We start from the raw sequence: 21,154 nt of genomic DNA on the forward strand, positions 1-21,154 counted from the left end.
ACGCGGGCCTGGCGCCTCTTGGTCTAGAAATTGGCCGGCGTGGCTGCGCTGATCAGTCGCGCCGGCACGTCGAACGGATTACGGAAACGGTGGGGCTTGGTGCTTTCGAAATAGTAGCTGTCGCCGGCTTCGAGCACGAAGGTTTCGACGCCGACCACCAGTTCCAACCGCCCCTCCACCAGGATCCCGGTTTCCTCGCCCTCATGAGTGAGCATCTCTTCACCGGTATCGGCACCCGGTGGATAGATTTCGTTGAGGAAGGCAATCGCCCGGCTCGGGTGTGCCCGGCCCACCAGCTTCATGGTCACGGCACCATCGGAGATGTCGATCAGTTCGTTGGCTTTGTAGACGATCTGGGTCGGTTTTTCCTGAAGGATCTCTTCGGAGAAAAACTCGACCATGGACATGGGAATCCCGCCAAGGACCTTACGCAGCGAGCTGATCGAGGGGCTGACGCTGTTCTTCTCGATCATCGAAATAGTGCTGTTGGTGACGCCCGCACGCTTGGCGAGTTCACGCTGGGAAAGGCCTTTGAGTTTACGAATGGATTGCAGTCGTTCACCGACGTCCAATGCTGGAGCCTCCAGGGAATCAGGTTGTGAGGAAAGTGAGCGTTATCATGGCGACAGCGTTCAGTATTTACAACACTTTGACCCGAATCCTGTGCGGTGAAGCGACTTTCGGTAGCTGGCGCTTCGCCTCAGCCCCCGGAATAGAGCCGTGGCACTCGCCGCAGGTTGCAGAAAATCTGATAGGGAATCATGTCGGCGGCCTTGGCGACATCACTGGCGAGGATGTTCTTGCCCCACAACTCCACGGTCGAGCCGAGCCCGGCCTGGGGGACATGGGTCAAGTCGACAGCCAGCATGTCCATCGACACCCGCCCGACCAACTGGCTGCGTTGCCCCTCCACCAGCACCGGAGTACCGGTGGGCGCCTGGCGCGGGTAGCCGTCGGCATAACCCATGGCAACCACGCCAACCCGAGTCGGTTGCGTAGTGACGAAGCGGGCGCCATAGCCCACCGGTTCGCCGGCAGGCAATTCGCGCACGCTGATGATCTTCGACTCCAGCGTCATCACCGGTTGCAGGCGCGAGGCGACGGCATTGGGCTCGTCAAAGGGCGTAGCCCCGTAGAGCATGATGCCCGGGCGCACCCAGTCACTGGGTATCTGCGGCCAGCCCAGCACCGCCGGCGAGTTGCGCAGGCTGATCTGCGCCACCAGGCCCTGGCGGGCTTTGTCGAAGACCGCCAGTTGCTCGGTGCTGCTGGGATCGTGCAGTTCATCGGCACGGGCGAAGTGGCTCATCAAGACAATCTTCGCCACTTTGCCGCTGGCGAGCAGGCGACGGTAGGCCCCCTGGTAATCCGCCGGATGCAGGCCGACCCGGTGCATGCCGGAGTCGAGCTTGAGCCAGACCGTGATCGGCTGGCTCAGCGCGGCTTTTTCAATCGCTTCGAGCTGCCACAACGAATGCACCACGCACCAGAAATCATGCTCGACAATTAACGGCAGTTCATCGGCTTCGAAAAACCCCTCCAACAGCAGTATCGGCCCACGGATCCCACCGGCCCGCAGTTCCAGGGCTTCTTCGATGCAGGCCACGGCGACCCCGTCCGCCGTGTCCTGCAGCGCCTCGGCACAACGCACCGCGCCGTGCCCGTAGGCGTCGGCCTTGATCACCGCAAGGGCCTTGGCCCCCGTGACTTCGCGGGCCAATTGGTAGTTGTGACGCAGGGCTTGGAGATCGATCAGGGCACGGGCAGGACGCATGGCGGCAGGCTTCTAGGCGGTCATGAATAAAAAACCGGCGCGGGCTGGCAGGGTGGACCACCCACAGCGCCGGGAGAGGGATCGTTTGGGCCGGTATTAAGGCCGCGCAGCCACGACGGACAGCTCCACCAGAATCTGCGGCTCACACAGCTTGGCTTCCACCGTGGCCCGGGCCGGGGCGACGCCTTTGGGCAACCAATTGTCCCAGACGGCGTTCATGCCTTCGAAGTGGGCCTCGATGTCCTTCAGGTAGATCGTCACCGATAACAGCCGCGTCTTGTCGGTCCCCGACAACTCCAGCAAACGCTCGATATTGGCCAGGCATTCGCGGGTCTGCTGTTCAATACCGGCGTTCATGTCGTCGCCGACCTGCCCGGCCAGGTAAACGGTGCCGTTGTGCACGACAACCTGGCTCATGCGGTCATTGGTGAGCTGGCGCTGGATTGACATGTTTTGCAGACTCCTGGGGTTTGCTGCCATAACGGGAAATATCAAGGCCTTCGGCGCTGATCTGCGGCTTTTTCTTCGCCATCAGATCGGCCAGCAGGCGACCGGAACCACAGGCCATGGTCCATCCGAGGGTACCGTGGCCGGTGTTCAGGAACAGATTCTTGAAGGGCGTGCCACCGACGATGGGCGTGCCGTCCGGGGTGGTCGGGCGCAAGCCGGTCCAGAAGCTGGCCTGGGCCAGATCGCCGCCCTGAGGATAAAGGTCGTTGACGATCATCTCCAGGGTTTCGCGCCGACGAGGATTCAGGGACAGGTCAAAACCGGCGATTTCCGCCATGCCGCCCACCCGAATGCGATTGTCGAAACGGGTGATCGCGACCTTGTAGGTTTCGTCGAGAATGGTCGAGGTCGGGGCCATCGCCGGGTTGGTGATCGGCACGGTCAGGGAGTAACCCTTGAGCGGATACACCGGTGCACGGATCCCGAGGGGCTTGAGCAATTGCGGCGAGTAGCTGCCCAGGGCGAGCACATAGCGGTCGGCGGTTTCCAGCTTGCCGTCGATCCAGACACCGTTGATGCGATCACCGGCAAAGTCCAGGCGCTGGATGTCCTGGCCGAAGCGGAATTGCACACCCAGCTTCACCGCTATTTCCGCCAGGCGCGTGGTAAACATCTGACAGTCGCCGGTCTGGTCGTTAGGCAGGCGCAAGGCACCGGCCAGGATGTCGGTGACATTGGCCAAGGCCGGCTCGACGCGCGCGATGCCTTCGCGGTCGAGCACTTCGAACGGTACGCCGGATTCTTTCAGCACGGCAATGTCTTTTGCCGCGCCATCGAGCTGGGCCTGGGTGCGGAACAGCTGGGTTGTCCCGAGGCTACGACCCTCATAGGCAATGCCGGTTTCGGCGCGCAGCTCGTCGAGGCAGTCACGGCTGTACTCGGATAGGCGCACCATGCGTTCCTTGTTGATGGCATAGCGGCTGGCAGTGCAGTTGCGCAGCATCTGCGCCATCCACAGGTATTGGTCAATGTCGGCCGTGGCCTTGATCGCCAGTGGCGCATGGCGTTGCAACAGCCACTTGATGGCCTTGAGCGGCACGCCCGGCGCGGCCCACGGTGAGGCATAACCCGGCGACACCTGGCCGGCGTTGGCGAAACTGGTTTCCATGGCAGGCGCTGGCTGACGGTCGACCACCACCACTTCAAACCCGGCACGAGCCAGGTAATAAGCACTGACGGTACCGATGACGCCGCTACCCAAGACCAGAACGCGCATGTTGATGCCCTCATCGCGGATGAACCGCTGACGTTTGTTGTACATAGCTTTGATGGGCGCAGTGTAAAAAAGATCAGCCAGTGCTTTTCACTATATAAACACCTATATTTGGCGAGAATTCTCGGCAAAACCCCTTTTCATGGAGGCGCATCACCTGTGCGTACCAACACCCAGACCAAACGCGAGCTGGACAAGATCGACCGCAATATCCTGCGGATCCTCCAGGCGGACGGACGGATCTCCTTCACCGAACTGGGGGAAAAGGTCGGCCTCTCCACCACGCCCTGTACCGAGCGGGTCCGACGCCTGGAACGCGAGGGCATCATCATGGGCTACAACGCCCGGCTCAATCCGCAGCACTTGAAGGGCAGCCTGCTGGTGTTTGTCGAGATCAGCCTCGACTACAAATCCGGCGACACCTTCGAAGAGTTCCGACGCGCCGTGCTGAAATTGCCCCACGTGCTGGAATGTCACTTGGTGTCAGGGGATTTCGACTATCTGGTGAAGGCGCGGATTTCCGAGATGGCGTCGTACCGCAAGCTGCTGGGGGACATCCTGCTCAAGCTGCCCCACGTGCGCGAATCCAAGAGCTACATCGTGATGGAAGAAGTGAAGGAGAGCTTGAATCTGCCGATTCCGGATTGAGCCTGGCTCAAGGCAATGGTGGTCTGGACGGCCGCTTTCGCGAGCAAGCTCGCTCCCACATCGCGCGGCAGTGAATACCTTCTTGTGAGCAATGAAGATCCATTTGTGGGAGCGAGCTTGCTCGCGAAGGCCGCGACTCGGTATCGCTGCCTGCTAGACCAACACCTGCCGAGTACTGGCCATGTACTCATGAATCTGCTTCTCGACCCGCGGATGAATCAGCTCCACCGGCCGCCGGCCATTGGGACACGGCAAGGTCGCCGTGGTGCCGAACAGCCGGCAGATCAACGGTCGCTCGTCGTAGACGGTGCAACCGTTGGGCCCCAGGTGCACGCAGTCCAAGGCTTCCATGGCCGCGTCCTGTTCGGCGCGGGTCTTGCGGGGCAAGCGGGCCATTTCCTCGGGCGAGGTGGTGACCGGACCGCAGCAGTCATGACAGCCCGGCACACACTCGAACGAGGGAATCTGCTGGCGTAGGGTGCGGATTTTTTGACTGTTGCAGCTCATCGAGACAGCTACCGAGAGGGACAAACCGGGATTCTGCCTTAAAGGCCGCGTGCCAGACAGCGCCAACCGACCGGTGTTGCCCAGGAAGGAATCCCCGGCTTATGCTCCGTAAAATTTCTCAAACACAAAAATCAGGATTACGCACATGAACGCCCGTGTTCAGCAACCTGTCCCGAACCACGCGCACGCCGCCTCTTACTACGCCGCCAGCAGCCTGCCGCAACCGGACCATCCGCTGCTGCAGGGTGAGTTGCGGGCGGATGTCTGCGTCGTCGGCGGCGGGTTCTCCGGGTTGAACACGGCGATCGAACTGGCCGAACGCGGCATGAGCGTGGTGCTGCTGGAAGCGCACCGGATCGGCTGGGGCGCCAGCGGGCGCAACGGCGGGCAATTGATCCGTGGCGTCGGTCATGGCCTCGACCAGTTCGCGCCGATCATCGGCACCGATGGCGTGCGCCAGATGAAACTCATGGGTCTTGAGGCCGTGGAAATCGTCCGACAGCGCGTCGAGCGTTTTCAGATCCCGTGTGATCTCACCTGGGGCTACTGCGACCTCGCCAACAAACCCAGCGACTTGGAAGGCTTCGCCGAAGACGCCGAAGAATTGCGCAGCCTGGGTTATCGCCACCCGACCCGACTGCTGCAAGCTGACGAAATGCACAGCGTCGTGGGTTCGGATCGCTACGTCGGCGGACTGATCGACATGGGCTCGGGTCATTTGCATCCATTGAATCTGGCCCTGGGCGAAGCCGCCGCTGCGCAGCAACTGGGGGTCCGACTGTTCGAACAATCGGCGGTCACACGCATCGACTACGGCCCCGAGGTGAAAGTGCACACCCATCACGGCTCAGTCCGCGCCAAGACGCTGGTATTGGGCTGCAACGCCTACCTCAATGGGCTCAATGCGCAACTCGGCGGCAAAGTCCTGCCGGCTGGCAGTTACATCATCGCCACCGAACCCTTGAGCCAGGCCCAGGCACAGGCGCTGTTGCCGCAGAACATGGCCGTCTGCGACCAACGGGTGGCACTGGATTACTACCGGCTTTCGGCGGATCGCCGCTTGCTGTTTGGCGGGGCCTGTCACTATTCCGGCCGCGACCCGCAGGACATTGGCGCCTACATGCGCCCGAAAATGCTCAAGGTGTTCCCGCAACTGGCGGATGTGAACATCGATTATCAATGGGGGGGGATGATTGGCATCGGCGCCAACCGTTTGCCGCAGATCGGCCGGCTCAAGGACCAGCTCAATGTGTATTACGCCCAAGCCTATTCCGGCCACGGGGTGAATGCCACGCACCTGGCCGGCAAATTGTTGGCCGAAGCCATCAGCGGGCAGCAGAGCAGCGGTTTCGACCTGTTCGCCCAGGTGCCACATATGACGTTCCCGGGTGGCAAGCATTTGCGCTCACCGCTGTTGGCGCTGGGGATGTTGTGGCATCGGTTGAAAGAGTTGGTTTAACCCCTGAATACCCAGCAGTGGAACCAGACACTTATCAGTGTGGCGAGGGGATTTATCCCCGCTGGGGCGCGAAGCGGCCCTAAAACCTGACACCGGGGAGTGTCAGGTAGATTGCCTTGCCACAAGGTCCTACGCGCGCTTCAAAGCCGCCAGAACGGTTTCAACCCCTCCTCCCGCGCCTGCTCCCGACTCAGCCCGACGTCACGCAACTGTTCGGGTGTAAGTTCCAACAAGGCCTTGCGTGTATGCAGACGATGCCAGAACAGGGCCCAGCGGCTCAGGCCGGACGGCGCATTGCGCAATGTCGCGCTGCGCAGCCCCTTCTCCTGCCCTGCCGCCAGTTCCTGACTGTGTAACGTCAGCCGCACATCGCTCAAGCCGTTCATTTTGATCGCTCCTGTTTACTTGGGTAGCCAGAGGTTTCATGATGCGCGGACGGCCAAAAGCGATACAGATTCAACCTATTTATTTTATAAGCATACAGATTCGGTATTTCCACCACTGAATTGTCATTTTCCAACCCAACTGTATTGGTGGCAGTTGTCCACCTCATCGGGAGTGCACCATGACCCTCTACGTGAACCTCGCCGAACTGCTCGGCACCCGCATCGAACAGGGCTTCTACCGCCCCGGCGACCGGCTGCCATCTGTGCGGGCATTGAGCACGGAACATGGGGTCAGTTTGAGTACGGTGCAGCAGGCCTATCGCGTGCTGGAGGACAGTGGACTGGCGATGCCGAGGCCCAAGTCCGGTTATTTCGTACCCGTGGGCCGCGGATTGCCGGACCTACCGGTGGTAGGCCGGCCAGCCCAGCGTCCCGTGGATATTTCCCAGTGGGACCAGGTGCTGGAACTGATACGCGCCGTACCGCGCCCGGATGTGGTGCAACTGGGACGTGGCATGCCGGACATCAACTCACCGACCATGAAGCCGCTGCTGCGCAGCCTGGCGCAGATCAGCCGCCGGCAAGACATGCCCGGCCTGTATTACGACAACATCTACGGCAACCTCGCGCTGCGCGAGCAGATCGCACGGCTGTCGCTGGACTCCGGCTGCCAACTGGGCCCTAATGATTTGATCGTCACCACCGGCTGCCACGAAGCCCTGTCGGTCAGCATCCGTGCCACCTGCGAACAAGGCGATATCGTCGCGGTGGACTCACCCAGCTTTCACGGGGCCATGCAAACCCTCAAGGGCCTGGGCATGAAGGCCTTGGAAATTCCCACCGACCCACTCACCGGCATCAGCCTGGAAGCACTGGAACTGGCCCTGGAGCAATGGCCGATCAAGGCCATACAGTTGACCCCCAGCTGCAACAACCCGCTGGGCTACATCATGCCCGACGCCAATAAACGCGCGCTGCTGAACCTGGCACAGCGCTTCGACGTGGCGATCATCGAAGATGATGTGTATGGGGAATTGGCCTACACATACCCCCGCCCGCGCACCATCAAGTCCTTCGATGAAGACGGCCGCGTCCTGCTCTGCAGTTCGTTTTCCAAGACCCTGGCGCCTGGCCTGCGCATCGGCTGGGTCGCGCCCGGCCGGTATCTGGAGCGGGTGCTGCACATGAAATACATCAGCACCGGCTCTACCGCGCCACAGCCGCAGATTGCCATTGCCGAATTTCTCAAGGGCGGGCATTTCGAACCCCATTTGCGGCGGATGCGTACCCAATACCAGCGCAATCGCGACGTGATGATCGACTGGGTCAGCCGCTATTTCCCCTCGGGCACCCGTGCCAGTCGCCCACGGGGCAGTTTCATGCTGTGGATCGAATTGCCCGACGGCTTCGACACGCTGAAGCTCAATCGGGTCCTGCTGGACCAAGGCGTGCAGGTCGCCGTCGGCAGTATTTTTTCGGCGTCGGGCAAGTACCGCAACTGCCTGCGGATGAACTACGCTGCCAAGCCAACGGCCCAGATCGAAGAGGCCGTGCGAAAGGTCGGGGCCGCCGCTATCGTGCTGTTGAACGAAACCCAGCGCGACGCCGTCTGAACGTTAACCAGGGAAGCAGCACCCAACAGCCGATCAACGTGAACAAGCGGAACGATCCTACGTGAGATCCAGACCGATCCTGCCTGCGCTGCTGTTAGTCGCCTCACTGCTGAGCGGCTGCGCCGGTCTTGATATCACCCGTGAGCCCTCTCAGGCCCTGCCGGCCACCGAATCCTCGTTCGGCCGCTCGGTCCAGGCCCAGGCCGCCGCCCATGAAGGACGCTCGGGCTTTCGGCTGCTGTCGGACAGCACCGAGGCCTTCATCGCCCGCGCCGAGCTGATTCGCCACGCCCAAGGCAGCCTGGATTTGCAGTACTACATCGTCCATGACGGCATCAGCACGCGGATGCTGGTAGATGAACTGCTCAAGGCCGCCGACCGGGGCGTGCGCGTGCGGATCCTGCTGGACGACACCACCAGCGACGGCCAGGATCAGATCATCGCGACCCTCGCCGCCCATCCGCAAATCCAGATCCGCCTGTTCAACCCGCTGCACCTGGGACGCGCCACCGGCGTGACTCGCAGCCTCGGACGCCTGTTCAACCTGTCGTTGCAGCACCGGCGGATGCACAACAAGCTGTGGCTGGCGGACAACAGCATGGCCATCGTCGGCGGCCGCAACCTGGGCGATGAGTACTTCGACGCCGAACCCAACCTGAACTTCACCGACATCGACCTGCTCGGTGTCGGCCCGGTGGCCGAACAATTGGGCCACAGCTTCGACCAGTACTGGAACAGCGCCCTGAGCAAACCCATCGAACAGTTCCTGTCCCATCGCCCCACGCCCAAGGACCTGGCCAACAGCCGCCTGCGCCTGCAAGAGTCCCTGGAGCAGACCCACAAGGAAAACCACGCGCTCTACCAGCAGTTGACCGCCTACAAGACCCAACCGCGCCTGGACACCTGGCGCGACCAGTTGATCTGGGCCTGGAACCAGGCACTGTGGGACGCGCCCAGCAAAGTGCTGGCCAAGGAGGAACCGGACCCGCAGCTGCTGCTGACCACCCAACTGGCCCCCGAGCTGACGGGCGTCAGCAAAGAACTGATCATGATTTCCGCCTACTTCGTCCCCGGCCAGCCAGGTTTGGTGTACCTGACCAGTCGCGCCGATGCCGGCGTGTCGGTGAGCCTGCTGACCAACTCCCTGGAGGCCACCGACGTGCCCGCCGTGCACGGCGGCTATGCGCCGTACCGCAAGGCCCTGCTGCAGCATGGCGTGCGCCTGTTCGAGCTACGCCGACAACCGGGCGACACCGGCAGCAGCCCGCACCTGTTCTACAGCAAGTCCTACGGCGAATCCGACTCCAGCCTGCACAGCAAGGCGATCATCTTCGATCAGCAGAAATCCTTCATCGGCTCGTTCAATTTCGACCCACGCTCGGTGCTGTGGAACACCGAAGTCGGCGTGCTGGTGGACAGCCCGGAACTCGCCGGCCAAGTGCGTGAACTGGCCCTGCAAGGCATGGCGCCGGCCCTGAGTTATCAGGCCCGGCTGAAAGACGGAACGCTCGTATGGACCACCGAAGACCACGGCAAGACCCACGACCTGGACCGTGAACCGGGCAGTTGGTGGCGCCGGTTCAATGCCTGGTTCAGCACGACGATCGGGCTGGAGCGGATGCTTTAAGGGCCGACCACTTCCATGACAACCCGTTTTTTTGTGGACAGGCTGCTTTTTATGGCAGGTCGCTTTTGTGGCGAGGGAGCTTGCTCCCGCTGGACTGCGAAGCAGTCCCGGCTTCTGGCGGTTGCTGCGCAACCAAGCAGGAGCAAGCGCCCTCGCCACAAGGTTTTGGGCTGTTCAAGCGGGTTGGGTGGCCCCAAACGCCCCTTGACGCAACAACAGGATCACCAGCCCGAACGCCCCAGCCGCCATGAACAAAGGCAGCGCATGCCCGCTGACCCATTGGCTGCCCGCCCCCGCCACCAGTGGGCCGATCAGGCAACCGAGCCCCCACAGTTGCGCGACATGGGCGTTGGCCCGCACCAGCGCATCGTCGCGGTAACGCTCGCCGATCAAGATCAGCGACAACGTGAACAAACCGCCCGCGCTGGCGCCGAACAGCACCCACAACGGCCAGATCAACAAGGTATCGATCAGCAGCGGAACCGCCAGGCTCGATAACATCAACGCCACCGCGCACCCCGTCAGCAGGGCCCGGCGAGACACACGATCGGCCAGGGCGCCGATGGGCAACTGCAGCAAGGCATCACCGACCACCACGGTGCTGACCATCGCCAGCGCAATGTCGGCCGTGAAACCCTGGCGCAGGCAATACACCGGCAACAAGGTGAGGATCATCGCCTCGAACGCAGCGAACAACGAGACCGCCCAGGCAATTACGTCCACAAATCGCCGAACGTGACGCTGCCGGCCTCGCTGCTCGGCGCACCGCTACGACCCAGCAACAGCAAGGGTGCGACCAACAGCAGGCCGACGCCCACCCAGAACCCGTAATCATGATCGGTCCCCAGCGCGCCCAGCAGCAGCGGGCCGGACAACTGGCTCAGGGCGTAGCTGCTGCCGTACAGCGCCACCAACCGTCCACGCCATTTTTCGATGACCAGTTGGTTGATCCAGCTCTCACCCAGAATGAACACCAGGGTCAGGACCACGCCAATCATCAGGCGCAGCAGCAACCACACCGGATAGCTGGGCAGCAGCGCCAGCAATCCGATGGACACCGCCCCGCCCCACAGACACATGCGCATCAACGCCGCCGTGCCGAACCGCGCCGCCAGCCGACTCGACACCTTGGCCCCGAGCAACACCCCCACGGCCGGCATGGCCGCCATCACGCCAATGGCGAACGCGCCATAACCCCAGCCCTCCAGGCGCAGCGACACCAGCGGCATGCTCACGCCCAGGGCCAGGCCAACGCTCAGGACAGACGCCAGCACGGCGAAATAGGTTGCCCAACGCATTTCCACGCTCCTGTGGAGGGTTATCAATCTCAGCCATCACCCAAAACACTGTGGGAGCGAGCTTGCTCGCGATGACGGCGCAACATTCAACAAAGTCGTCGACTGTCGTACCGCTATCGCGAGCAGGCTCGCTCCCACAGAGGAATCAGCACTGCATGACGCCCCGGACAGGATCCGGGGCCGCCACTGTCAGAGCTTGATCCAGGTCGACTTCAGCTCGGTGTATTTGTCGAACGCATGCAGCGACTTGTCGCGACCGTTGCCCGACTGCTTGAAACCACCGAACGGTGCGGTCATGTCGCCGCCGTCGTACTGGTTGACCCATACGCTGCCGGCACGCAGGGCCTTGGCGGTCAGGTGAGCCTTGGAGATGTCCTTGGTCCATACCGCTGCGGCCAGGCCATACGGCGTGTCGTTGGCGATTTCGATGGCCTGCTCGGCGGTATCGAAAGCGATGACCGACAACACCGGGCCGAAAATCTCTTCCTGGGCGATTTTCATGGCGTTGCTCACGCCGTCGAAAATCGTCGGCTCGACATACGTGCCGCCGGTTTCCTCAAGGATGCGCTTGCCACCGGCGACCAGCTTGGCGCCGTCGCTATGGCCAGCCTCGATGTAGGACAGCACGGTATTCATCTGCTGGGTATCGACCAGGGCACCGACGTTGGTGGCCGGGTCCAGGGGGTTGCCAGGTTTCCAGCCCTTGAGGGCTTCGATCACCAGTGGCAGGAAGGTGTCCTTGATGGAGCGCTCCACCAGCAGCCGCGAGCCGGCGGTGCAGACTTCGCCCTGGTTGAAGGCGATGGCGCTGGCGGCGGATTCGGCGGCGGCTTGCAGGTCCGGGGCATCGGCGAACACGATGTTCGGGCTCTTGCCGCCGGCTTCCAGCCAGATGCGCTTCATGTTGGATTCGCCAGAGTAGATCATCAGTTGCTTGGCGATCTTGGTGGAGCCGGTGAACACCAGCGTATCGACGTCCATGTGCAGGGCCAGGGCCTTGCCGACGGTGTGGCCGTAGCCAGGCAGCACGTTCAGCACGCCTTTCGGAATGCCGGCTTCGATCGCCAGCGCGGCGATGCGGATGGCGGTCAGCGGGGATTTTTCCGACGGCTTGAGCACCACCGAGTTACCGGTGGACAGCGCCGGGCCGAGCTTCCAGCAGGCCATCATCAGCGGGAAGTTCCAGGGCACGATAGCGCCCACGACACCCACCGGCTCACGGGTCACCAGGCCCAGTTGATCGTGCGGGGTAGCCGCCACTTCATCGTAGAGCTTGTCGATGGCTTCACCGCTCCAGCTCAACGCTTGGGCCGCGCCGGGCACGTCGATGTTCAGCGAGTCACTGATCGGCTTGCCCATGTCCAGGGTTTCAAGCAGCGCCAGCTCTTCTGCATTCTGCTTGAGCAAGCCGGCGAAACGGATCATGGTGGCTTTGCGCTTGCTTGGCGCCAGGCGCGACCAGACGCCGGAGTTGAAGGTGGCACGGGCATTTTCGACGGCACGCTGGGCGTCGGCCACGTCGCAGCTGGCGATCTTGCCCAGCAGGCGGCCGTCGACCGGGCTGAGGCAATCGAAGGTTTCGCCGGACACCGCATCGGTGTACTCACCGTTGATGAAGGCGCGGCCTTCGATCTTCAGGTCGCGGGCGCGTTGTTCCCAATCGGTACGAGTCAGGGTGGTCATGCGTGTGTCCTCCTCTTATTGAGTCCGAACGCCGCGCAATGCGCAGCGCTCAAAAGAATTCTGCCCGGCCAGCTGTTTTCGGCGCCGTTTTCGGCTCAGGGCACCCGCCACCCTAAACCAGCGACTGGTCATGTTTCAATATATTTGACACAACAGTGGCAAACGACCTTGCGATGTTCGTTTTAATAAACATAGACTCGAAGCCTTCCAAGCGATCACTGGGGATCACCCGCATGAGCATTCAGGACATCGTCGACTTCAGCCAGGCCAATACCACCGCCGAACGTTATCGCCCGGACCCGGCCAAGGTGTTCAAGGGCGATCCCGAGCAAACCGTGTTCAACCACTACAGCAGCCCCTGCGGGCAAATGAACGCTGGCGTATGGGAAGGCGCCGTCGGCCAGTGGACGGTCAACTACACCGAGCATGAATACTGCGAGATCGTCCAGGGCGTTTCCGTGCTGCGGGACAACGATGGCAATGCCAAGACCCTGCGGGCCGGCGACCGCTTCGTGATCCCGGCCGGGTTCAAGGGCACCTGGGAAGTGCTGGAGCCGTGCCGCAAGATCTATGTGGTGTTCGAGCAGAAGGCCTGAAGATTTGTGTCGCCGGATCTGGCCTCATCGCGAGCAGGCTCGCTCCCACACGGATCTGAGGCGTCATAAGGTCCAGTGTGGGAGCGAGCTTGCTCGCGATGAGGCCCTCACAGGCAACAAAAAAGGCCCGTATCTCGCGATACGGGCCTTTTTTGTAAGAGGGAAAAATCAATTACTTGATTTTGCCTTCCTTGTAGATCACGTGCTTGCGAACAACCGGATCATATTTCTTGATCTCGATTTTGTCCGGGGTAGTACGCTTGTTCTTGTCGGTAGTGTAGAAGTGACCAGTACCGGCGCTCGAGATCAAACGAATCAATTCACGCATGATTAGCTCCCTTAAACCTTGCCATCGCGACGAAGTTCGGCCAGCACGACACTGATGCCACGCTTGTCGATGATACGCATGCCTTTGGCAGATACGCGCAGACGCACAAAACGTTTCTCTTCTTCAACCCAGAAGCGGTGATGCTGCAGGTTCGGCAGGAAACGACGACGGGTTTTGTTGTTTGCGTGGGAAATGTTATTCCCAGTCACCGGACCCTTACCGGTAACTTGACAGACTCTCGACATGCCTCAGCCCTCTAAAACCACATGCCCAACCCGGCATGGGTTGGCCGCTTAATCTCTCATTCATTTGGCGCCAGGCGCCGCGTTTCTTTAAGGGTCTTACCGGCTACACCTACAGTGAAGGAACCGGGCCCCTAGAAAAGAGCGCTGCTTTATACCAGAAAGACCACAGTGCAACAACAGCCGATGTGATTTGTCTTCCAGGGGAAACATCGGCTAACCGTCCCGGACGGCGGGGACAGAGGCTGGCACGGCCCCTTACCGCTCGTCGCTGCACGCAGGTTTTTTTCACGTGCGGCAGGTTCTGACCACCCATACCGTCGCCGCAGAGTGCCGGAAAATGCAAAAAGGGGATAGTCATTTGGCAGCGAGCCCACTAGGGTAGGCCTTTTCCAGACTGCACTCGCAGATGGGCCTTCGACTTGCACAGGAAACCGACCATGCGCCTCGCTGCCCTACCGTTGTTGCTCGCCCCTCTGCTGATCACCCCGCAGGCCTTGGCCGCCGCCCTGAGCGTCTGCACCGAAGCCAGCCCGGAAGGGTTCGATGTCGTCCAGTACAACTCCCTGACCACCACCAACGCCTCCGCCGACGTGCTGATGAACCGCCTGGTGGATTTCGATACCGCCAGCGGCAAAGTGGTCCCCAGCCTGGCCGAGCGCTGGGAAGTCTCCACCGATGGCCTGACTTACATGTTCAAGCTGCGACCCCAGGTCAAGTTCCATCACACCGATTACTTCACGCCGCGCCGCGACCTGACCGCCGAGGACGTGAAGTTCAGCTTCGAGCGCATGCTCGACCCGGCGAACCCGTGGCACAAGGTGGCGCAAAGCGGCTTCCCCCACGCCCAGTCCATGCAATTGCCGGCGCTGATCAAGAAAATCGACGCACTGGACCCATTGACCGTGCGCTTCACCCTCGATCACGCCGACTCGACCTTTCTGGCGACGTTGAGCATGGGCTTTGCCTCCATCTATTCGGCCGAATACGCCAATCAGCTGATGCAGGCCGGCACGCCGGAAAAACTCAACAACCAGCCGGTCGGCACCGGCCCGTTCATTTTCAGCCGGTTCCAGAAGGACGCCTCGATTCGTTACAAGGCCAACGACGCCTATTTCGGCGGCAAGCCCCAAGTAGACCCGCTGGTCTTCGCCATCACGCCGGATGCCAATGTGCGCCTGCAGAAACTGCGCCGCAACGAATGCCAGATCGCCTTGTCGCCCAAGCCGCTGGACGTACAGGCGGCCCGGCAGGAAGCGACCCTGAGCGTGGCCCAGACCGATGCCTTCATGACCGCGTTCGTGGCCATCAACAGTCAGCATCCGCCACTGGACAAGCCTGAGGTGCGACAGGCCATCAACCTGGCCTTCGACAAGGCCAGCTACCTCAAGACCGTCTTCGAAGGCACCGCCGAAGCCGCCAATGGCCCCTACCCGCCCAACACCTGGAGCTATGCCAAAAGCCTGCCCGGCTACGCCCATGACCCGGCGAAAGCCCGCGACCTGCTGGCCAAGGCCGGTTTGAAGGAAGGCTTCAAGACCACGATCTGGACCCGTCCCTCCGGCAGCCTGCTCAATCCCAATCCGAGCCTGGGCGCGCAGTTGCTGCAATCGGACCTGGCGGAAATCGGCATCCAGGCCGAAATCCGCGTGATCGAATGGGGCGAACTGATCCGCCGCGCCAAGGCCGGCGAACATGATCTGCTGTTCATGGGCTGGGCCGGTGACAACGGCGACCCGGACAACTTCCTCACACCGCAGTTTTCCTGCGCGGCGCTCAAGTCCGGCACCAACTTCGCCCGCTACTGCAACCCGGACCTGGACAAGCTGATCAGCGCCGGCAAGACCACCGGCGAACAAGGCGTGCGTGCCAAGCTCTACGAGCAGGCCCAGGCCCAGATCCAGCAGCAGGCCCTGTGGTTGCCCCTGGCGCACCCCACCGCCTTCGCGCTGACCCGCAAGGATGTGCAGGGTTATGCGGTGAGCCCGTTTGGGCGGCAGGATTACTCCAAGGTCAGCCTCAAGTAACCCTGCCCACAAGGAATTGTTCAAGCCTGGCCGGGCTACATCCACCCACACTCCGCCATCGACAACGGCTCCCCATCGCCAACGATGAAGTGGTCGAGCACCCGCACGTCGATCAGCTCCAGGGCCTCCTGGAGCCGCTCGGTGAGCACCCGGTCGGCCTGGCTGGGCTCGGTGTTGCCGGAGGGGTGGTTGTGGCACAGGATCAACGCAGCGGCGTTGTGGGCCAGGGCGCGCTTGACCACCTGCCGGGGATGGACACTGGCGCTGTCGATAGAACCGCGGAACAGCGCCTCGAAGGTCAGCACCTGATGCTTGGAATTGAGAAACAGGCAACCGAACACCTCGTGGGGTTCGTGGCGCAGCATGGACTTCAGGTATTCACGCACCGCGAACGGGCTTTCCAGCATGGTCTTTTCCCGCGCCCGTTCAGCCAAATGCCGTCGACTCATTTCCTGAGCCGCCTGCAGTTGGGCAAACTTCGCCGGCCCGAGCCCCATGTGATTGCTGAACGTGATCTGATCCGCCTCAAGCAGCGCGCGCAGGCTGCCAAATTGAATCAACAGTTGTCGCGCCAGATCCACCGCGCTTTTGCCGGACACGCCGGTGCGTAGAAAAATCGCCAGCAGCTCGGCGTCCGAAAGACTCCCCGCCCCCAGCGTCAATAACCTCTCCCGCGGCCGCTCGGCCGCGGGCCAATCGCGAATACTCATGGCATCTCCCTGATTGTGGGCGCCGCTGTTCCGTAGCGGTCGCTGTGATATCGTAGCCCATCTTTTTTGCAGGCGATTTGCACCCTGGCAGCTGCTGCCAAGGGGTTCGCCTTGCACTGACCACTGAAATCGAAAGGCAGGCCTATGCAGCGGCTGTATCGGAAACGCATCGTTCTGGGCGTCGGCGGCGGCATTGCCGCCTACAAGAGCGCCGAGCTGGTTCGCCGACTCATCGACCAGGGCGCGGAAGTACGGGTCGTCATGACCCGTGGCGGCAGCGAGTTCATTACCCCGCTGACCATGCAGGCTTTGTCCGGGCACCCGGTCCACCTGGATTTACTCGATCCGGCGGCCGAAGCCGCCATGGGCCATATCGAGCTGGCCAAGTGGGCCGACCTGGTGCTGATCGCCCCGGCCACGGCCGACCTGATCGCCCGTCTGGCCCAAGGCATCGCCGACGACCTGCTGACCACCCTGGTGCTCGCCACCGACGCCGTGGTCGCCGTCGCACCGGCCATGAACCAGGCCATGTGGCGCGACCCGGCCACCCAGGCCAACCTGCAATTGCTGGAAAGCCGCGCCCTGAAAGTCTTCGGCCCGGCCTCCGGCAGCCAGGCCTGCGGCGATGTCGGCATGGGGCGCATGCTCGAAGCCACGGACCTGGCCCAGTGCGCCGCCGACTGCTTCCAGCGCCAGGCCCTGACCGGCAAGCACGTGCTGATCACCGCCGGGCCGACCCAGGAAAACATCGACCCGGTGCGCTACATCACCAACCACAGCTCTGGGAAAATGGGCTTCGCCCTGGCCGAAGCCGCCGTGGAAGCCGGCGCCCGGGTGACGCTGATCACCGGCCCGGTGCACTTGCCGACCCCGGATCGGGTCACGCGCATCGACGTGGTCAGTGCCCGGGACATGCTCGCGGCCTGTGAAGCGGCCATCCCCTGCGACCTGTTCATCGCCTCGGCTGCGGTAGCGGACTACCGCCCCGAAGTCGTTGCCCCGCAAAAATTGAAGAAAGACCCTACAAGCGGTGACGGCCTGCTACTACAAATGGTGCGCAACCCGGACATCCTGGCCAGCATCGCCACCCGCCCCGACCGTCCGTTCAGTGTCGGCTTCGCCGCCGAGACCGAACACCTGCTCGACTACGCCGCCCGCAAGCTCAAGGACAAGAACCTCGACTTGATCGTCGCCAACGACGTCGCCAACCCGAGCATCGGCTTCAACAGCGAAGAAAACGCCTGCAGCGTGATCGACCGCCAGTTGCACGCCACGCTTTTCGCCCAGACCAGCAAGAGCAAGATTGCCCGCCAGCTGATCACTTTTATCGCCGAACGTCTGAACCAGGTTTAATGTCATGCACGCCCTACAAGCCAAGATCCTCGACCCACGCATCGGTAGCGAATTCCCGCTGCCGCAATACGCCACACCGGGCTCCGCCGGCCTCGACCTGCGGGCGATGCTCAAGCAGGACACGATCCTGGAACCAGGCCAGACCCTGCTGATTCCTACCGGCCTGTCGGTGTACATCGGCGACCCGGGCCTGGCCGCGCTGATCCTGCCGCGCTCGGGCCTGGGCCACAAGCACGGCATCGTGCTGGGCAACCTTGTGGGCCTGATCGATTCCGACTACCAGGGCGAATTGATGGTGTCGTGCTGGAACCGCGGCCAAACGGCCTTCAACATTGCCGTGGGCGAGCGCATCGCGCAGTTGGTCCTGGTGCCAGTGGTCCAGGCCCACTTCGAACTGGTCGAGGAATTCGACGAGAGCCAGCGCGGCGCCGGTGGTTTCGGGCATTCCGGCAGCCATTGACCGCGCGGTTCCGGGCCGGGCGTCCTGCCCGGCCCGTTTGTTAAGCTTCTGTTTCAGGACAAAAAATGCGCAATGGCTTTCTGCTAGGTTTCCCATCCGGAATCAATGTATTAGGCGAGCGAGGCCGGGGTAACGCTGTCTCATGGCAATTTCCCACCACGAACTCTCTGTCAAAAACGCCGTCATACCCTTCAGCTTGAGCCTGCCGACGCCCCGTGTCGGCCTGTCCAGTCACTTTCCTGATAGAGCGCCCCGCCCATGAACACCCCAGCCGCAATCGCCCCGATCTTCCCTGACAGCATTTTCCGCGCCTACGACATCCGTGGCGTGGTACCGGAAACCCTCACCGCCGAAACCGCCTACTGGATCGGCCGCGCCATCGGCTCCCAGAGCCTGGCCCAGGGCGAACCGAACGTGTCCGTCGGCCGTGATGGCCGTTTGTCGGGCCCTGAGCTGGTCGAACAATTGATCAAAGGCGTTGCCGACAGCGGCTGCCACGTCAGCGACGTGGGCCTGGTGCCGACCCCGGCGCTGTACTACGCCGCCAACGTGCTGGCCGGCAAATCCGGGGTGATGCTCACCGGCAGCCACAACCCGTCGAACTACAACGGCTTCAAGATCGTCATCGCCGGCGACACCCTCGCCAACGAGCAGATCCAGGCCCTGCACACCCGCCTCAAGACCAACGACCTGAGCAGCGGCCAGGGCAGCGTGACCAAGGTCGACATCCTCGATCGCTACAACGACGAGATCGTCAAGGACGTGAAGCTCGCCCGACGCCTGAAAGTGGTGGTCGATTGCGGCAACGGCGCGGCCGGCGTGATCGCCCCGCAGCTGATCGAAGCCCTGAACTGTGAAGTCATCCCGTTGTTCTGCGACGTGGACGGCAACTTCCCTAATCACCACCCGGACCCGGGCAAGCTGGAAAACCTGCAAGACCTGATCGCCAAGGTCAAGGAAACCAACGCCGACCTGGGCCTGGCCTTCGACGGCGACGGCGACCGCGTCGGCGTGGTGACCAATACCGGCAGCGTGGTGTTCCCCGACCGCCTGCTGATGTTGTTCGCCCGTGACGTGGTGGCGCGCAATCCGAACGCCGAAATCATCTTCGACGTGAAATGCACCCGTCGCCTGGTGCCGCTGATCAAGGAATATGGCGGTCGCCCGCTGATGTGGAAAACCGGCCATTCGTTGATCAAGAAGAAAATGAAACAGAGCGGCGCCCTGCTGGCCGGTGAAATGAGCGGCCACATCTTCTTCAAGGAGCGCTGGTTCGGTTTCGACGACGGTATCTACAGCGCCGCACGCCTGCTGGAGATCCTCAGCAAGGAGAAATCCACGGCCGAAGAGCTGTTCGCAACCTTCCCGAACGATATTTCTACGCCGGAAATCAATATCCATGTGACCGAAGAGAGCAAATTCAGCATCATTGATGCACTGCACGACGCCCAGTGGGGCGAAGGCGCCGAACTGACCACCATCGACGGTGTGCGGGTCGACTACCCACAAGGCTGGGGCCTGGTCCGCGCGTCCAACACCACCCCGGTGCTGGTGCTGCGCTTCGAGGCCGACAACGAGGCCGAACTGCAGCGCATCAAGGACGTGTTCCACACCCAACTCAAACGTGTTGCACCTGATCTCCAACTACCGTTTTGATTTTTTGAAGCACTACCGGAGCCCTGAATGACCCTCGAACGCGAAGCCGCCGCCAACACCGCCAAGGTCCTGTCCGAAGCGTTGCCTTATATCCGACGCTACGTCGGCAAGACCCTGGTGATCAAATACGGCGGCAACGCGATGGAAAGCGAGGAGCTGAAAACCGGCTTCGCCCGCGACATCGTGCTGATGAAGGCCGTGGGCATCAACCCGGTGGTGGTCCACGGCGGCGGCCCGCAAATCGGCGATCTGCTCAAGCGCCTGTCGATCGAGAGCCACTTCATCGACGGCATGCGCGTGACCGATGCGCAGACCATGGATGTGGTGGAAATGGTCCTCGGCGGCCAGGTCAACAAGGACATCGTCAACCTGATCAACCGCCATGGCGGCAGCGCCATTGGCCTGACGGGCAAGGACGCCGAGCTGATCCGGGCGAAGAAACTCACCGTCACTCGCCAGACCCCGGAGATGACCCAGCCGGAAATCATCGACATCGGTCACGTGGGCGAAGTGGTCGGCATCAACACCGACCTGCTGAACCTGCTGGTCAAGGGCGACTTCATCCCGGTCATCGCGCCCATCGGCGTGGGCGCCAACGGTGAGTCGTACAACATCAACGCCGACCTGGTGGCGGGCAAGGTTGCCGAGGCGCTGAAAGCTGAAAAGCTGATGCTGCTGACCAACATCGCCGGCCTGATGGACAAGACCGGCAAGGTCCTGACCGGACTGTCCACCCAACAGGTCGATGACCTGATCGCCGACGGCACCATCTACGGCGGCATGCTGCCAAAGATTCGTTGCGCGCTGGAAGCGGTACAGGGCGGCGTCGGCAGCTCGCTGATCATCGACGGCCGCGTGCCGAATGCGATCCTGCTGGAGATCTTCACCGATACCGGCGTGGGTACCTTGATCAGTAATCGCAAGCGTCCGTAAGCGACACCGGTAAAAAAAGACCCCGCTCAACCTGGTTGAGCGGGGTCTTTTTTTACGCCACTTTTTCAGAGGGTGCTTTTGTGGCGAGGGAGCTTGCTCCCGCTGGGCTGCGCAGCGGTCCCAACATTTTT

19 protein-coding genes and 2 pseudogenes are annotated in these 21,154 nt (G+C 62.0%); 10 read left to right on the forward strand and 11 right to left on the reverse strand.

The genetic code is table 11. The features are described from left to right. Positions 1-23: 23 nt before the first annotated feature. From AC515T_RS28155 to dadA, 4 genes are all read right to left on the reverse strand, one after another. Complete coding sequence (locus AC515T_RS28155; protein WP_003206841.1) at positions 24-572, reverse strand: cupin domain-containing protein; 549 nt, start codon at positions 570-572, stop codon at positions 24-26. Between the two features lie 128 nt (positions 573-700). Continuing rightward, positions 701-1,774, reverse strand: coding sequence for an alanine racemase (gene alr / locus AC515T_RS28160; RefSeq protein WP_496530814.1), 1,074 nt, complete (start codon positions 1,772-1,774; stop codon positions 701-703). 96 nt (positions 1,775-1,870) lie between these two features. After that, entirely contained in the window at positions 1,871-2,224 is a 354-nt protein-coding gene (locus AC515T_RS28165) for a RidA family protein (RefSeq protein ID WP_496530815.1), read from the reverse strand. Then, complete coding sequence (gene dadA, locus AC515T_RS28170) at positions 2,196-3,500, reverse strand: D-amino acid dehydrogenase (protein WP_496530816.1); 1,305 nt, start codon at positions 3,498-3,500, stop codon at positions 2,196-2,198. Before dadA ends, AC515T_RS28165 begins: the two co-directional genes overlap by 29 nt. Before the next feature lie 156 nt (positions 3,501-3,656). Between dadA and AC515T_RS28175 the strand changes: the two genes are divergently transcribed. Continuing rightward, entirely contained in the window at positions 3,657-4,145 is a 489-nt protein-coding gene (locus tag AC515T_RS28175) for an Lrp/AsnC ligand binding domain-containing protein (protein ID WP_003206849.1), read from the forward strand. A 153-nt stretch (positions 4,146-4,298) separates the two neighbouring features. Here the strand turns inward: AC515T_RS28175 and AC515T_RS28180 are convergent, their stop codons facing one another. Then, positions 4,299-4,652, reverse strand: a complete 354-nt coding sequence (locus tag AC515T_RS28180; protein WP_003206850.1) for a YkgJ family cysteine cluster protein — start codon at positions 4,650-4,652, stop codon at positions 4,299-4,301. Between the two features lie 145 nt (positions 4,653-4,797). Between AC515T_RS28180 and AC515T_RS28185 the strand changes: the two genes are divergently transcribed. Further along, positions 4,798-6,111, forward strand: a complete 1,314-nt coding sequence (locus AC515T_RS28185) for an NAD(P)/FAD-dependent oxidoreductase (RefSeq protein ID WP_496530817.1) — start codon at positions 4,798-4,800, stop codon at positions 6,109-6,111. A 140-nt stretch (positions 6,112-6,251) separates the two neighbouring features. Here AC515T_RS28185 and AC515T_RS28190 read toward each other — a convergent pair whose 3' ends face one another. Beyond that, positions 6,252-6,497, reverse strand: coding sequence for a DUF1127 domain-containing protein (locus AC515T_RS28190; RefSeq protein WP_053126531.1), 246 nt, complete (start codon positions 6,495-6,497; stop codon positions 6,252-6,254). Between the two features lie 179 nt (positions 6,498-6,676). Between AC515T_RS28190 and AC515T_RS28195 the strand changes: the two genes are divergently transcribed. After that, the gene (locus tag AC515T_RS28195) at positions 6,677-8,110 is read left to right on the forward strand and encodes an aminotransferase-like domain-containing protein (RefSeq protein WP_496530818.1); all 1,434 of its coding nucleotides are present in this window, start codon (positions 6,677-6,679) and stop codon (positions 8,108-8,110) included. Between the two features lie 61 nt (positions 8,111-8,171). Further along, a complete protein-coding gene (locus tag AC515T_RS28200) occupies positions 8,172-9,737 on the forward strand; it encodes a phospholipase D family protein (protein ID WP_496530819.1) in 1,566 nt (521 codons plus the stop codon). Positions 9,738-9,911: 174 nt separating this feature from the next. On the opposite strand, the pseudogene AC515T_RS28205 reads toward AC515T_RS28200, so the two are convergent. After that, positions 9,912-11,035: pseudogene (locus AC515T_RS28205) on the reverse strand (MFS transporter). Positions 11,036-11,224: 189 nt separating this feature from the next. Next, positions 11,225-12,718, reverse strand: coding sequence for an aldehyde dehydrogenase (locus AC515T_RS28210; protein ID WP_496530820.1), 1,494 nt, complete (start codon positions 12,716-12,718; stop codon positions 11,225-11,227). 233 nt (positions 12,719-12,951) lie between these two features. Here AC515T_RS28210 and AC515T_RS28215 point away from each other — a divergent pair, with 233 nt between their 5' ends. After that, on the forward strand, positions 12,952-13,314 hold the full coding sequence (locus AC515T_RS28215; protein WP_046064464.1) for a cupin domain-containing protein: 363 nt from the start codon (positions 12,952-12,954) through the stop codon (positions 13,312-13,314). A 172-nt stretch (positions 13,315-13,486) separates the two neighbouring features. On the opposite strand, the gene rpmG is transcribed toward AC515T_RS28215, so the two are convergent. After that, complete coding sequence (rpmG, locus tag AC515T_RS28220; protein WP_003177274.1) at positions 13,487-13,642, reverse strand: 50S ribosomal protein L33; 156 nt, start codon at positions 13,640-13,642, stop codon at positions 13,487-13,489. An 11-nt stretch (positions 13,643-13,653) separates the two neighbouring features. Continuing rightward, a complete protein-coding gene (gene rpmB / locus AC515T_RS28225; RefSeq protein WP_003177273.1) occupies positions 13,654-13,887 on the reverse strand; it encodes a 50S ribosomal protein L28 in 234 nt (77 codons plus the stop codon). A 437-nt stretch (positions 13,888-14,324) separates the two neighbouring features. On the opposite strand from rpmB, the gene AC515T_RS28230 reads away from it, so the two are divergent. Further along, positions 14,325-15,911: an ABC transporter substrate-binding protein gene (locus AC515T_RS28230; protein WP_496530821.1), complete on the forward strand. Its 1,587-nt coding sequence runs from the start codon at positions 14,325-14,327 to the stop codon at positions 15,909-15,911. Positions 15,912-15,946: 35 nt separating this feature from the next. Here the strand turns inward: AC515T_RS28230 and radC are convergent, their stop codons facing one another. Then, positions 15,947-16,621, reverse strand: coding sequence for a RadC family protein (radC, locus tag AC515T_RS28235; protein WP_496530822.1), 675 nt, complete (start codon positions 16,619-16,621; stop codon positions 15,947-15,949). Between the two features lie 144 nt (positions 16,622-16,765). On the opposite strand from radC, the gene coaBC reads away from it, so the two are divergent. The 4 genes and pseudogenes from coaBC (at position 16,766) to argB (ending at position 21,023) form a co-directional block, all read left to right on the forward strand. Beyond that, the gene (gene coaBC, locus AC515T_RS28240) at positions 16,766-17,974 is read left to right on the forward strand and encodes a bifunctional phosphopantothenoylcysteine decarboxylase/phosphopantothenate--cysteine ligase CoaBC (protein ID WP_003206865.1); all 1,209 of its coding nucleotides are present in this window, start codon (positions 16,766-16,768) and stop codon (positions 17,972-17,974) included. Between the two features lie 4 nt (positions 17,975-17,978). Next, the gene (gene dut / locus AC515T_RS28245) at positions 17,979-18,434 is read left to right on the forward strand and encodes a dUTP diphosphatase (RefSeq protein WP_053126549.1); all 456 of its coding nucleotides are present in this window, start codon (positions 17,979-17,981) and stop codon (positions 18,432-18,434) included. Between the two features lie 252 nt (positions 18,435-18,686). Continuing rightward, positions 18,687-20,090, forward strand: a pseudogene (locus AC515T_RS28250) (phosphomannomutase/phosphoglucomutase); the annotation flags it as partial. Positions 20,091-20,117: 27 nt separating this feature from the next. Continuing rightward, positions 20,118-21,023 carry an acetylglutamate kinase gene (gene argB, locus AC515T_RS28255; RefSeq protein ID WP_025216133.1) on the forward strand — a complete coding sequence of 302 codons (906 nt, stop codon included), beginning with the start codon at positions 20,118-20,120 and terminating at the stop codon, positions 21,021-21,023. Positions 21,024-21,154: the final 131 nt, after the last annotated feature.

It is taken from the genome of Pseudomonas sp. FSO-7 (assembly GCF_059579345.1).